Below are 15,750 nucleotides of genomic sequence, written 5' to 3'. Positions count from 1 at the left end.
AAAGGGGAAGCACTGAGGTAAGTTTAGACTCTCCTCAAATATCTCATCAGTTTGAAAAACCAGAGAGTGACTGGAAAACGGTTGACGAGTTTTTTTATTTCGTATAGGTTTTCGATTGCGGCGAGTTCTCCTGCTTTAATAATTTCATCGGCATGTTCAAAATCAGCCCACGATAAATTTTTTATATCAGGATGAATTATGAGATCGGCTTCCTTTAATTTTAACAGAGCCAGATGGTAAGCAGTAATATCTTCAGTACGATAAAGGAGGTCGATAATGTTTTCAGGTGCTTTTGAGTGTTTTAATTTTCTCATAACATCCACAGCCAGGATACGGTCGGCTCCTAATATTTTCAACTTTGTGGCTGGGACGGTCTCAGAAGTATAGCCGTCAACCAATAAATAGTTTTTATACTTGACAGGAGGAAAAATTCCAGGAATTGCCGAGCTGGCTCTTATTGCCGTTCTTAATGAACCGCTTGTAAAATTGATTTCTTCGCCTGAAATTAAATCGGTAGCAACCGCAGAAAATTTAATTTTCATACTTTCAATTGGAACATCGGGAATAATCTGGAACAGCTCTTCTGTTTCTTCTTCTTCGAAGTAAGATAAACTCGTAAGGGATTTAAAAGCTTTCAAACGAACTTCGATAAAATCAAAAAGTTGTTCCATAAAGTTTCTGTTAAGAGCATTCTTTGAATCGCCTAATTTTGATATGCCAAGTTCTTTGAAGCGAGGATTGTTAAGAACATTGTATATAAACTTTTCAACATCGTTAATATTTCCGTAATAGGCATAAAGTCCCCCGATTATTGCACCCATGCTACAGCCGGTAATGGCGTGAATTTTAATTTTTCTTTTTTCGAGCACTCTAAGTACACCAATATGCGCAAGACCACGCGCCCCTCCGCCTCCCAATGCTATTCCTAACTTCGACACTTTTTAATTTCCCGATTTTACAACTGCAAAGATAGAAGATAATTTAACAACAGGAGGAAATTTTTTAGGCTTTATGCCTCGTTCCGTTCAGTAAATTAAAAATAGTTTCTGAAACGGGTAAAATTAAACTTTGATAATTTCCCTTCCGGTGTATCAACAACCTCTCGTTTAGTTGTAGAAGCAACGGCGGGTATATTTTTTTCTTTTAATTTATTTACAATTACATAAACAAACGTTAGTTCTCCCATAATGTGAACAGCATAATAATCCGGTCTGTTTTGATTAATCAAATCTTCGATTTTGGTCATATATTCTTCAGCTAATTTAGTTACATATTCCAGACTGCTTTCTGGTGGAATTTCTGGAAACGGAATGTCTATAACTTTTCCGAAATTACTTTCAGCAATCTTTTTTTGATTTTCACTCCAGCGTTCAAAAGGATGATTAGATAAATTGATAAGCATTGAGTACCTCTATTTATGTAAGTTTTCTATTCCAATAATTGAAGAGCCAACACCGTTTGCTGTTAAAATAATTTTATGATGCATTGTTTTCAAACTGATTGGTAGGTCGGCATAAGGTTTGAAGTTTCCAGTAACGATGCCAGTATCTTTAATTAAATGCACAGATATCCCAAGCCAGAGTGCCGCAATTGATAAATTCTTATTCTTATCGATAAATAATTTTATTTTGTCCCAAATTTTATGATGATCTTCTGGCAAGTTTTCAATCACCAACTGCACAATTTTGTAACAAAATCTCATTGTAAATTCAAAAGTAATGCCAACCAATATAGAATGGAAAAATAAACTTCGATGCATTCCAATCCCTCCAATTGTAATATCGAGATCAGGAATACCACCTTCAATGTCGGTTCCTCCCGCAGCAACTAAAAAAATTGTAAGAGCAAAAAGATAAGAAATTATTAAATCGATTTTTTCTTCTTTACTCATTTTCTTTATGCTGTTGATTATTTTTGATATATTCTCTGGCGCATTCTTAAGAAAAGTTTTTAATTTTAGTAGATCTTCCTTAAAGGCAACTTTAAAAGTAGCTTCTTTATATTTATTTATCTTCTCGCTTGTCTTTTTATATATTTTATTGACTATAGTCTTCTTGTTTTCGTATGTGTCTACTGCAGATTCTTTAAGCAAGCCAATGAGGATTGAGTTTAATTCCGAGTTTCTTAAAGAAGAAAGTGAAAATTTTAGTTCGTCATAAATTTGTTGGAACGCGTTGTTTTTTTCTAAGTTAATTGTAGTTTCCATAAAGCCCTCTATATTTTTTTTGAGTAATCATATTTTATAATATTTATGATTCACTTTTGTGGTTACAAACAGATTTTCTATAGTTCTTAGATATCGAGATGGGGTTTTAGTATAGCAAAGAAACTTTGAGTATGTGGTGATAGTTATATTTTTTTTCGAGCGGGTTAATGCAACGTATAAAAGCCTGGCATTTTCTAATTCTTCTTCTTTAGTTCTCGAGTAAAAAGAAGGAAAAACGCCATTAATACAACCGGGAATAATTACATTTTCGAATTCTAATCCTTTTGCTTTGTGGATTGTGGAAACTATAATTTTTTCTTCTCCTGTTATAAGATCGGCTTCTTTGTATAATTTATACTCAGGCACATATTTATTTAATAATTCTTTTACTGGTAACTCTTTACAATTTAATTTCATATGTCTAATTAGTTTTTCTAAATAGGGTTTATCTTTTTCAAATTGTTCCATGTCAAGAATATTATTATCCATTAAGTACTCTAAAAACAAGTTAATTAAATAAGGTAAATCAAGAATGTCGTTGCTGGAATAAAAAATTTCCCAGAGAGGTGAAAAATTGCTTTGTAACTTTTCGATGGTTCTTTTATGTGACAATAAAAATTCTTCGATCTCATTTATTTTCTTTTTTATTTCTGGAATTAAGAATTTTATAAGAGATGCCGTTGCTTTAACATCATCCAGGGCATTATGAGAATTTATGCCTTCCAACGAAAAGTATTTTATTAAATCTGCGAGTTTGTAAGAATTTAATTTTGGAAATACTCTTCTTGTTACGTTTAATGTATCGAATAATTTTCCTGGTATATTAAATTCAATCTCTTTTCTTTTTATGTTATTAGAAAGAATCTCGTAGTCGAAATCAAGATTGTGGGCAATTAATGGGGCGCCATCAACAAACTCGTTAAATTTTTTAAAGGCTTCGGCTGCATCAAGTCCTTGTTTATCGAGGATTGCACGCGTAATATTATGAATTTTTGAGGATTCTTCCAGTGGCAGATCAGTTTTTATGTAAACACAAAATTCTCTTCCTATTGAGCCGTTAATAAGTTCAACTGCAGCTATTTGAATAATGTCGTCCTCTTTTTTATTTAAGCCGGTAGTCTCTGTATCGAAAACAACCACTCTCTGATTTTGAATTGTTGATAGAAATTTCGACAAGTAATTTGTACTAAAAATTTTTGAGTCCAGTAAATCATCGGGAAAAAGACCTTTTTCCCAGAATTTGTTGATGAATAAACGGGATTCTTTTAAAGTGCTTATTTTAGCAAAAAGGTGAAAAATTCTACTCCACGACAAACGGTCGTATTTATTTTCGAGGACGCTTAAAAAGGCCATGATATCTTTGATCGTACGTCTGCGGAAAAGGTCGAAGCCAGAAATCTTGAAGTGAGGAATTTTTTCCTGTAAAAGAACTTCAGAAAAGGCTTCAGCACGTTTGTTTGAATGAACAAGAATGGCTGTTCTGTCTTCTTTATTAATATTAGCTTTTTTAATAAGATTTTCTACAATAAAATCAATTTCGTCTCCAGGTTGGCCATCGACGTGATAAATTCTAAGGGCATTTTCATTTTTGATACCGGTTAACATTGAACGCGGTTCTTTATCCCAGGTTGGGTTTAAATTAGAATTTGCATATTGCACAAATACTTTTAGTAGGTAAGCAGGCGAGCGATAATTTTTTGTAAGTGTATGTAAGGTACAACTGTTCCTCAATTTATTTACGGTTTCAAGGTCGGCACCCATGAACGAGAAGATCGACTGTTCCCGATCGCCAAAATATACGACGTGTGCCGAATCCTCTGAAAGGAGTTCAATAATTCTGAACTGAAGAGGATTTAAATCCTGAGCTTCGTCAACTTGAATCCATTTATATTTTTTATGACCGCCATTGCTCAAATGACAGTAAGCCAGATTTAGTAAGTCGTCGAAATCAATTAATTCCGATTCTTCTTTTAATCTTTCATATTCCTCGCATATGTTTTTAACTATAGGTGTATCGTTTAGGAGTTCGAGACAATCATTTGGTATTTTAATTAAGTTTTCTGGAAAATTTAGACTCCGCTGTTTTAAATAATTTTTTATTAGGGATAATTTTTCATAAAAATTTTTCACACCATAAGGTCTATAGTGTAAGTTATCAACAGCTTCTCTTAATAAAAGGTAAGAATCTTCTTCGTCCATTAAAGCAGTGTAGCGTGGAAGTAATTTATTTTTAATAAGAAAACGATATGAAAAGCTGTGAAGATTACCAACAAATACTGAATGGCTTCCGTTATAATTTTCAATACGCGTCTGCATATTTTTAGCAGCACGATTGGTAAAAGTAAGGCAGAGCATCTCTTCTGGATTAACATTATGAGCAAGCGCATAATTAATTCGATGTGCTAAAATTTCTGTTTTGCCTGTACCAGGCGGGGCAAATACAATATGCTTTCCCTCAGATAATTTTACTACCCCTTGTTGTTCTCGTGATAGTCTATGCACAGAATTTTTTTTAATCTCAGTTAACATTCGACAGTGTCCCTCTCTTTTTTTGGTTTCTTTTTTGAATGTAGAGTAAAAGAATCGATATGGCGTTCGACATTGTGAGGCCCAAAATTGCACCCGTGACAGCATCCCCAAATCCTAAAAACGAAACAAGAAAAGCCGTGGCAAACAAGTCGATTAAAAAGTAGCGGCCATAATAAAAAAATCGAAATATGTTGTTAAAGAGTGCATACAACGAGTAAAAGAGTATCGAGAACTTATTTTTTCGTGCCGGCAGAAAGTAGAGATGGTCCAAAAAAGGACGCAACTCCAAATACCAGAACACTACGGTCAGTATAACCATAAATAGACCAAGTAATAAAATTGCCGCCATAAATTTCCCCTTTATTGCTAATAAGAGGGACGCAGGCGGGCTCTTTAAAATTTATTTTAAGGAATCTTATAGAGATATTAAAGTGTGTCGGAAGTCTCAATTAAATCGATAACATCTTTTTTAAACTGTTCGAAAGTCATTTCAGGGGGAGTAACTTTTACATCAAGTAATTTTAGAACGGGGGCCAATATCCAGAGCTGACCTTGAATAATTTTATTACCGTTATTGTAAAAATCGATTTCAAATATTTTTTTAATATAGTTATCCAAAAACGGTATTAAGGCAAAAGCAAAAAGACTAGATTCAGAATTATCTTCACTATCATCATCACCATCATCATCATAGTTGAAAAGGGAGTCGTCCAAGTAAAACAAAGGTATATCGACGGGATTTAGCATATCAGAACTGTAAAGATTTTTTTTAGAAAGCTCTTTTACAATGAACAGACCGATCATTTTTTTTAAAGTTAGCATGTGATCAATTTTCACATAAATTTTGCTGGCAGTAATAATATTGTGACTGTTTTCTTTGAACTTTTTTTTCAGTTCATCTTGATCCATCGAGTGAGTAATAGCGTCGACGACAAATTCGGGGTGTGATTTAAGACTTGTTTTAATTTTAGGAAAGCAGAAATGCTTGAAATACTTCAAGCTTAATTTTGACATATTAAATTCGTTTTGAAGCATTTATAAACTCCTATTAAATTTTTTGTTAAGAATTAATTGGTTACAAATTTTCTGATAGTAAATAATGAGATTTCAAGATTAGCAAGATCGAGAAACTTTGTAAGATTGCTCTCGATATTTCTTTATCAAGGTAGTGAATATGAATTCAGAATATCACTCTTGCGTTCAAAATTGCAAAGAAAGGTAAACTGAACGAATAACGTATTCCGTCACAATGGGGATATCGAGTGCAGAGTGATCGAAACGAAACAGCTATAGATTTGATGGGAGACAGTTCCCAGATGATGGCAGGTTGATAAGTGAGTTTCGGCTGTTCTACAACAGGGGCTCCGAGCGATCTGTCGCGGTTCCATCGCTGGAAGATCGACGCAGTATACTTTGACTGGCTCTTCGCCATGATCGCGGGAACAGGCCTATCTTTTTTGTACTGTTACAACATGGCTGAACGTGCATCCTAACTGAGGCCTGATGGAACTGGAACTAGTTTCACTGCATATGTCGGGACTGGGTGTACGTGACAGACTCCCATCTCATACGAGCGACCACAACAATACTGGTGTACCCGCGACGACTTGTGATTGAATCACGGCGTGACATTAAGAATTGCTAATACAACATTCGTTAGTATTTTATTCTCGCTTCTATTTCTTTTGACTTTATCTCAGTATTAAGTTTAGTCTTAATACCATCCCTACTTAGATTGTTGCAACTTCTATATTCCGTTCCAAGTTCTTTATAAATATTACCTGCCTCGGTGTAACCATTATCTATCAGGAAATTACCAAACGATTCCTTAAGAGATGCTATCTCATTCCAGTGAGTACCAGAAAAATCTGAATCCAAATTATTTTCAATAGTGCTGGAGTTATTAGCGGAGAGTCCTTTCTGCATTGCCAAAACATCGGCAATTGACTTTTTATTAATCAACTGCTCCTTAGTTTTCTCTTCTATAAACATCATCCAGTATGGACCACTCTGATCCTCACCAGAGGCGAGGTTACCTCCCTTTTCCCAAGCAGTTAAAAATTCCTCTACAGGGATTTCAAAATTTTTATATTTATCCTCTGGTTCATTTTCGTCATATGTCTCATTCATATATATTCCATCAGAATCATATCCTGTTACAAGAATCCAGTGACTACCTTTACCAGGTTGAATGTTCGGAAATTTAGGATGAGAGTGCATATAACCCAGATCAATGTAGACCTGTGCAGGTCTGCCCGAATTTATTACCGCTTTTAGATACTTCAATGCATCATCTGCATTTTTATAAGTAATTTTAGCATGGGCATTGTTATAAAGGCGTGAGTATCCATGTGCTGACCCTAAAATATAATGAACACCATAATTTTTTAATTGATATTCACGTGCAGACTGCGGATATGGAACCTCGGATTTAAATGCTTTCAAATAAGAATCATAACTTAGAATTGCTCCACTTCCTGAGAAAGCGACGACTTCCTGTATTGTAATGGAATTATCAATATAAGCTATCTGCATTGAAAATGATTCAATATAACATAATCCTGCTAAACTCTTTCTGGTCGGTACATCAAGAATTTTACTATCAGGTAAATTTGCTAACGATAAATTAGTATATTCAGGAATATCGGGAAGATCTGTCCCAACAACGTCTTCTCCACGATCGCCACATGAAACCATAATACAAAAACAGCATATAGAAAAAATAATAAGTAAAATATTTATATTCCGCATAATTTCCTCCTTTACCCTTTTATTGTACTAATTTGACTAATCACCTTAAGGACATCATAGGTAACACATCACACACTTTTAAATCCGTCGCTTCGCTTTCTTTTGTTAAATTCAAGATAACACACAATTTTAATTTTTTACCAATAAGCCGATCTATAACTCCCAAAAATATTTTTAATTGACTTGTAATTTGTTTTTTCAGGAGCAAGGGGGTGTTTATTAAATATTCATTTACACACTAACTATTCGAATTTTTTCGCTTCCACCGTCTATATCAGTGTAATGCCTTTTACTTTCAAAATAAATATTCTCGGGGCTTTTGTCAAAGCAAAAAAATCTCCAATTGAGGTGCAGGCAATTATTTTGACGTAAAAGATAATACGCATTTCTGCTTAAAAAAAACAGGTAATCTTAAAGATAACCATTCTCTTAGCCCATCTCGTCTCAATCCTTCTTTATCAAGGTGGTGAATTTGAATCCTAAGCCGAAACCTGAAACTGGTAAAAGACCCGAAAGGGTCGTCTCAATCCTTCTTTATCAAGGTGGTGAATTTGAATTGGATAAAATAAGGAATGAAATGGTACTTGAAAAGTAGAAGCAGTCTCAATCCTTCTTTATCAAGGTGGTGAATTTGAATGAGTTAACAGCTTTAATATTCATAATCTCAAGCTCTTCTTCGGTCGTCTCAATCCTTCTTTATCAAGGTGGTGAATTTGAATTGAGTTGGCTCTTCGACAATTTATCGAGTGGGCACGGGTGTGTCTCAATCCTTCTTTATCAAGGTGGTGAATTTGAATGAGGTAAAAGAGTGAGTATAAAAGATGCGCTCGCCTCTTTAGGTCTCAATCCTTCTTTATCAAGGTGGTGAATTTGAATCCTAAGCCGAAACCTGAAACTGGTAAAAGACCCGAAAGGGTCGTCTCAATCCTTCTTTATCAAGGTGGTGAATTTGAATAGTTTCTATAAACTCTCCCGATGGGTACGTTCCAGTTGGTGCGTCTCAATCCTTCTTTATCAAGGTGGTGAATTTGAATCTGTAAATCTTATCTGAAGCCTGCAGCAAGGTACTAATCTGTGGAGATCGTCTCAATCCTTCTTTATCAAGGTGGTGAATTTGAATTTCTGATCCAGGCAGTCCCTATCATTCCGGTTTAACCGGAGGCAAGTCTCAATCCTTCTTTATCAAGGTGGTGAATTTGAATGACCTTGGCTTGGACAACATGAACCTGCCTCGTGCAAGCGAGGTCTCAATCCTTCTTTATCAAGGTGGTGAATTTGAATCTTACGAAGAACTTTTCGCTAGCCTTGCAGTAAAGGAGTTAGGTCTCAATCCTTCTTTATCAAGGTGGTGAATTTGAATCTGGCACCAGATAATAGATCGGACAGTAAAAACAGCATTTACGCGTCTCAATCCTTCTTTATCAAGGTGGTGAATTTGAATGGGGACAAAATGGCGAAGACCATTTTGGCAGAGCTGCCTCTGTCTCAATCCTTCTTTATCAAGGTGGTGAATTTGAATCAACCCTACGTGCCGCACTAATAGCTTGACTAACAGTCTCTCCTGTCTCAATCCTTCTTTATCAAGGTGGTGAATTTGAATGAGGTTAGATTAGCTAAAACTGCAAGAATTAAGCAGTTTTACGCGTCTCAATCCTTCTTTATCAAGGTGGTGAATTTGAATGGGGCAAACGTTCAAAACGTTCAATGCTGAAGCACATTCGCGTCTCAATCCTTCTTTATCAAGGTGGTGAATTTGAATGTTCCGCAATATATATGAATTCTAAACATTCACGACAAAGAGTCTCAATCCTTCTTTATCAAGGTGGTGAATTTGAATGGAGAAGGAGAGGCGAAATGGACGCCATTTCGAAACTGCCTGTCTCAATCCTTCTTTATCAAGGTGGTGAATTTGAATCATCTTCCGTGCAAAATACTATGGTGGCAAAAAAATAAGATCAGGTCTCAATCCTTCTTTATCAAGGTGGTGAATTTGAATGGAAATGGTTAGTAGAGATGTATTAGCTTCCCTGGGTCTTAGTCTCAATCCTTCTTTATCAAGGTGGTGAATTTGAATACTTCCCTTTGTAACCCGTTGTTAAAGAACAACTTAATTGACCAATTTTCTGCAGCTAATGAAAAATAAAAACAATTTTTTGTTGCGAAGATAAATTATGGAAAAATGGAGAAAAATCAAATAAAAATTTTTCTGCAGGGTCGGCTGTTTTTATCGTGTCGACCCTGCAGAAATTTTAATCGATAAAGATTACAGGCCCTTTGTTAAATTTATCCGTACCTAATTCAATTATGCAGTTATCAAGATTGCTCTGAATTGTGTAGATGCGTACTGAATCCTGGCTTGTGTTTATGGTCTTCTTAATTTTTTTGATAAGTAACTTGTAGTCTTTATCGTCAAGTTCTAATTCAAAAACGGAATATTGTACGTGCAATCCGTAGTCTTTCAAGAGTTCGCAAATTTTATTTCGTCTTTTGTCCGATGGAATATCGTAAGTAATAATGTATTGTTTCAATCTCCTTTTAACCTCCCGCTCTCAATAATTTTGAGAATTTAGTAAGGTTTTCCTGAATATTATAGATAATGCTTTTAGAAGGTTTGTCGTAATCGTAAACGTACTTTTTCCAGTGTTCAAAAAAGATTTTTTTTCCATCGTTGTTTAGAAAGAACCCGCCTTTTTCAGATTTAAGGAAGTGGCGAGCTTGAAGAATGTTCTTGTTGGTTAGGTTAATAAAGAATCGGTCGCAAAAAGGGGCACGGTAAAGTTCGAGAATGTCGAGTGCAAACGAATTTCGCCCGTAGTCTTCGGAATGAACAAATCCAATATAAGGATCGAAACCTGCCGCGAAAACAATACCAGTAATAAGAGAATAGGTGAGCGTATAAATAAAACTGAGAAGCGCATTGGCTTCGTCCTTTGGAGGGCGTTTGCTCCGCTGAGTGAAACGAATTGAACCTGATGAAATTTCTTTTAACATATCAAAATAAATCTTTGTAAAGTTACCCTCGTGTCCAATCAATTCTTCAATCGAGCTGGCTCTTTTTACGGATTCGATTGCAGTTGCTTCCACTTTTTTTATTTCGCGAGCAGTTATTTTTTTGTTTCGGCTTTTCGATGTTTTAATAAAATTTAAAGAGTTAATTATCTTTTGATTAATGATGAATTTTGCGATTTCAAGGCGTTTTTCTGGCGAACGAAAGGCTTCGTACTGGCGAATTTTTAGATCGTAATTAATGTATTTAGGAGGCAAAACAAAATAACGTGGTTCGCCTTCAAAAGAAAGGTTTGTTATTGGTATTCCTTCCTCTGCAAAAAGCCGAATTGCCTGACTTGTTATCTGTATGTTGCCAAATAATAGACACGCAGAAATTTCTTTTACTTTTATCTCCTCTGAATTTTCGTTCGACTCGAGAATCACTCTTTTGCTTTTGCGAGTAATTGTAATGGAAGGATTGGTAAGTATAAGTATTCTTTTCATAAAACTTCCGCTTTTTTTTATTCGTTAAAATTTTCTTGTGCCCAATTACCAATAGAAATTGGTCGAACAATATTTCAAAGAGCCGAATCGAATTTATAGATAAGTTAATTTAAAAGAACCGTAACCAAAAGAAGTATTTTTACCAATATTAAAGTGAGACGCAAGAACAATTTGGGGAAGATATTCCGAAAGATTTTTTCCCGATATTATAATAGAGCCCAGAAGACCACCAAATTCCATTTTTTGTTTCTGCCGATTACTATATCTCTGTATTTTTTGATAATATAAGTCGTTTTCGACAATGCTAATATCTTGAATGCCGGCATTTGTTTCTGTAACGGGAATATCGTAAAAAAGTGTTAGAACTGAATATACTCTTCGTAAAATAGTGCGCATCAAAAGATCGGGCGTTATTTTGTCTTTATGATAGATTAAAGTGGAATTTTCTTGAATGCGCAAAGGAGTTGTAAACTCAAGTTTAACTTTATTTGTTTTTACGGAATTGAGGTTGATATTAAAAGCCGTAAAATTTTCGTTGAAATTTTGAGTGGCTGAATCAAATATATCAGTTACTCCGCTGCTATTTACAGAAAATACTTTTTGAAGTGATAGCTTGTGCCGTGCGGAAGATATCCCAAATTGCCCGAATTTTTGAAAAGTAAGTATAAAAAATGGTAAAAGGTGCTTAAACTTGGGTATAATGGTCAAAGAGACGTCAAAAGTTTCTCCTTTTTTTAAAGAAGTTTTATCGTTGTCGGGAGAATTAATAATAAAAGGGTGAGGGAATTTTTTGACGCCATTGAGAAACCAAAGATTACTTTGCCGAGCCTCTGTTTCGAAGATTAAATAGTAACTGCACTGATTTTTGATAAGGCATTTGTCGCAATATTTCTTTTTTGTAATACAAACGACCGACTTAAAGGAATGCCCGAATGTGCCTCTGAGCATCGACCATTTATAAAGAGGCAATGAAATTTCTTCTTCTGACTCAAAGCGGAAAATAAATTTATACAGACTTAAGTTTTGTTCCATTGAAAATTATTCCTTGAAATATCCATATCCAACGGCAGTTTTTGCACCCACACCCGATTTTGTGAGAGCTTCGTTTGTAAGATTCCACGCCAAATCGAGTAATTTTACCTCTTTGCCCTGCCATTGAACTAATTCGTTATTATTAGCGGCTAATATAAATTGAAAGATTGTGTTCTCAATAGCCAGAAAACTGACAGGAACAGGCATTAAATAATCTGCCGGCGGTTTTTTCTTTTCGTAATATTCGCCGTAATGAGGATTTATAATGTCTTTTTTTAAGCACAATTCATCCATATAAATTGGGAAAGCATCGAAAAAGACGACGCTTCCTTTGTATTCTTTTGCCAGAGCTGTTTTTTGATCTTTAATTTTTTCAGGACATCCAAAAAGCAGGCAGAAAGTTTTACTTGTTGTAAGTGCCTCTTCTTCCTTTTTATGGAAATAATAATTAATGACGTGGCTTCTTACGGCGCCTTTGAGCGACTGGCCGGGAATATATGGAAAACCGTACGTATAGTGCAAGGTCATCGAAGTTTCGTAGACAGACTCGTTGCCCAATCCAACAATAATTTTGTCGGATAATTCTTTTTTATTTTCTATTACGTTTTGGGGACCAAATATAGCTTGTGCAGATTTTATCTGTTGAAGGTTAATCTCTTCTAACAAATTTTTTAAACTTTTTTCGTTTATAGTAATATTAATTTTCTTAGGGTCAATTTTATATTTGTTATTGATGTCCCCAAGTATAAATTTGTTGTATTTTAGGGCAAAGTTATCGATTTGAGATAAATTTTTGTCAATACTGTTACTTGTATCTACTGGAAGAAGGAGAATTTCTTTCGGTTCATTATTTTTTTTATTCATCGATTAACCCCTCGTTAAATCGTTTGAGCCAAACTAAAAAGTTTAGAACTTCTGTTGTAATGAGATTATATTCGACAGAACCAGTATTGTTAATTAAATGTTTGATTAGGTCTACAGTTGTATGAAGATTGGCAAATTTGTCAGAAAATAAATTTGATTTTTTTAGCCACGCACTAATATCATTACCCAATTTTTCATAAGTACCACTTTTAGAAAGTATAAAAGCTAATGTAGGAGCAAGTCCGTTTGTTTTAATCATGGTAATTAGTTTTTTGGAATATTGTTTGTATTCTTTTTTTTCATCTTTTTTTAATTTTTGATCTTGGGCTACATCGCTTGCGCATTTGTATGCAAAAGCAGCTCGTCCTTGTTCAATTTTTGTTATGATAGTAGTTTCCATAGTAATTACCTCATAATAGTTTAGATTCGACAATTCCTTTACCGAGTGTGGCGTTGCCGCCTAATTGAAAATAAGGAGGAAAGTTTTCTGTAATAAAATCGAGAACACTCTTATCGTCTGTAAAGTTATTTTTAATTTCATTGAAAATTGAGGAAGCAAAGACCATCGAGTACATAATCGTTTCTGCAGGCAAATATTCTTCGTTAAAAAGAGCTCCTTCTTCAACGGTGCCGGTTTCGTTGTTTATTTTTGTTCTGGTAATAACTTCGGTGGAAAATAGCGTAAAATTCTTGAAAATTTCGTTTGAAACAATTACGAGATGATCGGAAACTTCGGGTATGTTGATCACTTCGGCTAATTCTTTTGCAAATTGTTCATTAATTTCGGCTGTGAATGAATATTCGTCTAAGTGGACTTTTTTATTGACGAGGAGGGAATTTGAGCCGGCAATGCAGAAATCGGGATACTTTTTAATATTTTCGAGTAAATTAAGTTCTAAGGAAGGATAACCGAGTAGAATTCTCTCTTTATTGAATTTTTCGAGGACGTTTGGACAGGTGACATACGCAAAAATGTTTTTAGCGGATTTGACGGGGAAAAGCAAAATGCGTGCATCAGAAAAGGCAACAGCACCAGCAAATTCAGTATTTCTACCATCTGGATTTGATTGATTGAGTTGATTTTTGACTTCACCTTTCCTGTCGGAATCTTCGTCGTAGCCGAAAACGAGATGAACGTCGAGATTATCGTAGCCTAATTTTTTTTCGAATGCCTCTCTTAAACTCCCTTTGAGCGAAGAGGCCTCGACTTTTGGAAAATCCGTATGTTTTTCTCTTTGAATCGGAAGATCAATTATTCCAAGTTCGCTGCCACTTCCGACATGTAATGGTGTAATAGCACGGAATACGAAAAGTTTTTTTTGGTTGTACATAGTTTATATCTCCTTTTGTAATGGTATACAGCTTAATTCAGAGTTTTTTAATTGTTCGTATTCATTGTTAAATATTTTTGAATATTCATGGTCGTCGCTTGTAGATTGAACAAAAAGATAATTGAAAACAGTAAGCCGGTTATTCTGGTACTTGTAATGAATTCTGATTTGAAGACTACCATGTGCGTACTTAAAGATATAAGTGTTATCTTTAAGTCTTGCGTGTTTGAGGTCTATATCCAGATAAGTATCGAACTTATCGGAGATAGCATCAATTTTTGTAATAAGGTCAGAAATTGCTCTGTTTAACTGCAATTTTTTGTTTGGGTCTTCGTTAAAGTATTTCGAATTTACAGGCAGAAAGAAGATGTTAAAGCGATTGAACTTTTTAAGAAAAATTACGCCGACGCTGTTTAATGAAATAAAGCTGAATTTATCTTCGTTTAATTCTTCGATAACGTCGGGAAAATCTGAATTGTAGAGATTATTCTTTCGGAAGAATTCTTCTTTAGAAATTTCCAATCCATCTTCGAGTTGAAGAAGTAATTTATAATACTTGGCAAAAAGTCCCCAATTGATATCAATAGGAGCTTGAGGAATTTCAAGCAATGAATTGCTTTCCTCATAGAGATAAATCATCTTTACGTTATTAACCTGTGCCCAAAGAGTTAAATAAGGGATAACGCCTTTGTAGCCGCCAGTAAAATTGAGGTAGATGTTCGGCTGAGCGCTGTATTTATCGAGGCGGTCAATGAGATTGGGAATTCCTTCTTTGATGAATACTCTTTCGTCAAAAACCTGAAGCCCTTTAATTAATATTTTTTCGTCGGTAAAAATATTATAACGACTGAGTAAATGGTCCGAAATTACATCGGCACAGATATTTGAAAGTAGTGTGTCTGTAGTTACTGGTAATATCGAAACTTCTTCGTTTATTTTTTCTTTAAGTTTCAGCGTGCTAGAAACTTCAGCAGAGTAATCTGAGTTGGTATTAAGGAAATCTTTCAACTTACTTTTGAGATTGTTAATTCTGCGTTCGTTGTTTTTAATATAATTTTCGTCGTATCGTAGTTTTTCCATATCGTCAATAAAGTCGACGAAATCATTTTTTTCTTTGAGAAATTGAGAAATTAAACTTGTGCCGACAGATGTAATTACAGTTTTCATTTATAATTTCCGATTAATGTTATGCCAAAGCCTTGTTTGTCTAAGTTGAAATCGGAGATAGAAGCAAGGAAGAAATCATCAAGCAGATCATTCGAATCGCCTTCAAAGGAAAAATAGAAAACAGAACCTTCTTTTACTGCGCGGTACATAGGTTTGGGTTGATTGGATTGGATGTCGAAACCGCCAATTGATTTATAACCGCTAACAGCAGCAGTAAGGAGTTTCATATTATATTTTTTGAAGAGGGGCTTTTCGAGATTCGGCAGACTGCCGTTTTCGAATATAGCCGGTGTAAGCAGATATAATTTTACGATGTTTGAGGATAGGACGGGTTTAGAAATTAAATTCTCGTCGTCCTTAAAGAGAGAATATTTAGCT

General features: G+C 34.8%; 16 protein-coding genes and 1 CRISPR repeat array. All 16 genes read right to left on the bottom strand.

The features are described from left to right. Nucleotides 1-23 precede the first annotated feature (23 nt). Complete coding sequence (locus tag ACUN8G_RS03595; RefSeq protein WP_437345755.1) at nucleotides 24-938, bottom strand: patatin-like phospholipase family protein; 915 nt, start codon at nucleotides 936-938, stop codon at nucleotides 24-26. 95 nt (nucleotides 939-1,033) lie between these two features. Beyond that, a complete protein-coding gene (locus tag ACUN8G_RS03590; protein WP_437345754.1) occupies nucleotides 1,034-1,402 on the bottom strand; it encodes a hypothetical protein in 369 nt (122 codons plus the stop codon). Nucleotides 1,403-1,411: 9 nt separating this feature from the next. Continuing rightward, a complete protein-coding gene (locus ACUN8G_RS03585; RefSeq protein ID WP_437345753.1) occupies nucleotides 1,412-2,206 on the bottom strand; it encodes a hypothetical protein in 795 nt (264 codons plus the stop codon). A gap of 27 nt (nucleotides 2,207-2,233) precedes the next feature. Next, entirely contained in the window at nucleotides 2,234-4,735 is a 2,502-nt protein-coding gene (locus ACUN8G_RS03580) for an ATP-dependent helicase (RefSeq protein WP_437345752.1), read from the bottom strand. Next, nucleotides 4,725-5,084 (bottom strand): hypothetical protein, encoded by a 360-nt coding sequence (locus ACUN8G_RS03575; RefSeq protein ID WP_437345751.1) that lies wholly within the window; start codon nucleotides 5,082-5,084, stop codon nucleotides 4,725-4,727. The genes ACUN8G_RS03580 and ACUN8G_RS03575 overlap by 11 nt, the downstream gene beginning before the upstream one ends. A gap of 77 nt (nucleotides 5,085-5,161) precedes the next feature. After that, nucleotides 5,162-5,770, bottom strand: a complete 609-nt coding sequence (locus tag ACUN8G_RS03570) for a hypothetical protein (protein ID WP_437345750.1) — start codon at nucleotides 5,768-5,770, stop codon at nucleotides 5,162-5,164. A gap of 145 nt (nucleotides 5,771-5,915) precedes the next feature. Continuing rightward, nucleotides 5,916-6,167 carry a hypothetical protein gene (locus ACUN8G_RS03565; RefSeq protein ID WP_437345749.1) on the bottom strand — a complete coding sequence of 84 codons (252 nt, stop codon included), beginning with the start codon at nucleotides 6,165-6,167 and terminating at the stop codon, nucleotides 5,916-5,918. Between the two features lie 224 nt (nucleotides 6,168-6,391). Continuing rightward, the gene (locus tag ACUN8G_RS03560; RefSeq protein ID WP_437345748.1) at nucleotides 6,392-7,486 is read right to left on the bottom strand and encodes a C39 family peptidase; all 1,095 of its coding nucleotides are present in this window, start codon (nucleotides 7,484-7,486) and stop codon (nucleotides 6,392-6,394) included. A 441-nt stretch (nucleotides 7,487-7,927) separates the two neighbouring features. Next, nucleotides 7,928-9,560: a CRISPR direct-repeat array (repeat unit 37 nt; unit sequence GTCTCAATCCTTCTTTATCAAGGTGGTGAATTTGAAT). A 175-nt stretch (nucleotides 9,561-9,735) separates the two neighbouring features. Continuing rightward, nucleotides 9,736-10,014: a CRISPR-associated endonuclease Cas2 gene (gene cas2 / locus ACUN8G_RS03555; protein ID WP_437345747.1), complete on the bottom strand. Its 279-nt coding sequence runs from the start codon at nucleotides 10,012-10,014 to the stop codon at nucleotides 9,736-9,738. 7 nt (nucleotides 10,015-10,021) lie between these two features. After that, nucleotides 10,022-10,978, bottom strand: coding sequence for a CRISPR-associated endonuclease Cas1 (cas1, locus tag ACUN8G_RS03550; protein WP_437345746.1), 957 nt, complete (start codon nucleotides 10,976-10,978; stop codon nucleotides 10,022-10,024). Nucleotides 10,979-11,071: 93 nt separating this feature from the next. Continuing rightward, a complete protein-coding gene (cas6, locus tag ACUN8G_RS03545; RefSeq protein WP_437345745.1) occupies nucleotides 11,072-12,010 on the bottom strand; it encodes a CRISPR system precrRNA processing endoribonuclease RAMP protein Cas6 in 939 nt (312 codons plus the stop codon). 6 nt (nucleotides 12,011-12,016) lie between these two features. Then, nucleotides 12,017-12,874, bottom strand: coding sequence for a type III-B CRISPR module RAMP protein Cmr6 (gene cmr6 / locus ACUN8G_RS03540; RefSeq protein ID WP_437345744.1), 858 nt, complete (start codon nucleotides 12,872-12,874; stop codon nucleotides 12,017-12,019). Beyond that, a complete protein-coding gene (gene cmr5 / locus ACUN8G_RS03535; protein ID WP_437345743.1) occupies nucleotides 12,867-13,274 on the bottom strand; it encodes a type III-B CRISPR module-associated protein Cmr5 in 408 nt (135 codons plus the stop codon). Before cmr5 ends, cmr6 begins: the two co-directional genes overlap by 8 nt. A 10-nt stretch (nucleotides 13,275-13,284) precedes the next feature. Continuing rightward, nucleotides 13,285-14,205: a type III-B CRISPR module RAMP protein Cmr4 gene (gene cmr4, locus ACUN8G_RS03530; RefSeq protein WP_437345742.1), complete on the bottom strand. Its 921-nt coding sequence runs from the start codon at nucleotides 14,203-14,205 to the stop codon at nucleotides 13,285-13,287. A 3-nt stretch (nucleotides 14,206-14,208) separates the two neighbouring features. Beyond that, a complete protein-coding gene (locus ACUN8G_RS03525; RefSeq protein WP_437345741.1) occupies nucleotides 14,209-15,372 on the bottom strand; it encodes a hypothetical protein in 1,164 nt (387 codons plus the stop codon). Beyond that, on the bottom strand, nucleotides 15,369-15,713 hold the full coding sequence (locus tag ACUN8G_RS03520) for a type III-B CRISPR module-associated Cmr3 family protein (RefSeq protein ID WP_437345790.1): 345 nt from the start codon (nucleotides 15,711-15,713) through the stop codon (nucleotides 15,369-15,371). The genes ACUN8G_RS03525 and ACUN8G_RS03520 overlap by 4 nt, the downstream gene beginning before the upstream one ends. Between the last annotated feature and the right edge of the window lie 37 nt (nucleotides 15,714-15,750).

Source organism: Melioribacter sulfuriphilus (assembly GCF_052656625.1).
Note: the sequence above shows the minus strand (reverse complement) of the source record. Positions and strands in the feature narration are given on the sequence as shown.

Bases quoted from the DNA above. Each gene is read 5' to 3' on its own strand.
- ACUN8G_RS03590 (WP_437345754.1), bottom strand. From the start codon at position 1,402: ATGCTTATCAATTTATCTAATCATCCTTTTGAACGCTGGAGTGAAAAT.
- ACUN8G_RS03585 (WP_437345753.1), bottom strand. From the start codon at position 2,206: ATGGAAACTACAATTAACTTAGAAAAAAACAACGCGTTCCAACAAATT.
- ACUN8G_RS03580 (WP_437345752.1), bottom strand. From the start codon at position 4,735: ATGTTAACTGAGATTAAAAAAAATTCTGTGCATAGACTATCACGAGAA.
- ACUN8G_RS03575 (WP_437345751.1), bottom strand. From the start codon at position 5,084: ATGGCGGCAATTTTATTACTTGGTCTATTTATGGTTATACTGACCGTA.
- ACUN8G_RS03570 (WP_437345750.1), bottom strand. From the start codon at position 5,770: ATGCTTCAAAACGAATTTAATATGTCAAAATTAAGCTTGAAGTATTTC.
- ACUN8G_RS03565 (WP_437345749.1), bottom strand. From the start codon at position 6,167: ATGGCGAAGAGCCAGTCAAAGTATACTGCGTCGATCTTCCAGCGATGG.
- ACUN8G_RS03560 (WP_437345748.1), bottom strand. From the start codon at position 7,486: ATGCGGAATATAAATATTTTACTTATTATTTTTTCTATATGCTGTTTT.
- cas1 (WP_437345746.1), bottom strand. From the start codon at position 10,978: ATGAAAAGAATACTTATACTTACCAATCCTTCCATTACAATTACTCGC.
- cas6 (WP_437345745.1), bottom strand. From the start codon at position 12,010: ATGGAACAAAACTTAAGTCTGTATAAATTTATTTTCCGCTTTGAGTCA.
- cmr6 (WP_437345744.1), bottom strand. From the start codon at position 12,874: ATGAATAAAAAAAATAATGAACCGAAAGAAATTCTCCTTCTTCCAGTA.
- cmr5 (WP_437345743.1), bottom strand. From the start codon at position 13,274: ATGGAAACTACTATCATAACAAAAATTGAACAAGGACGAGCTGCTTTT.
- cmr4 (WP_437345742.1), bottom strand. From the start codon at position 14,205: ATGTACAACCAAAAAAAACTTTTCGTATTCCGTGCTATTACACCATTA.
- ACUN8G_RS03525 (WP_437345741.1), bottom strand. From the start codon at position 15,372: ATGAAAACTGTAATTACATCTGTCGGCACAAGTTTAATTTCTCAATTT.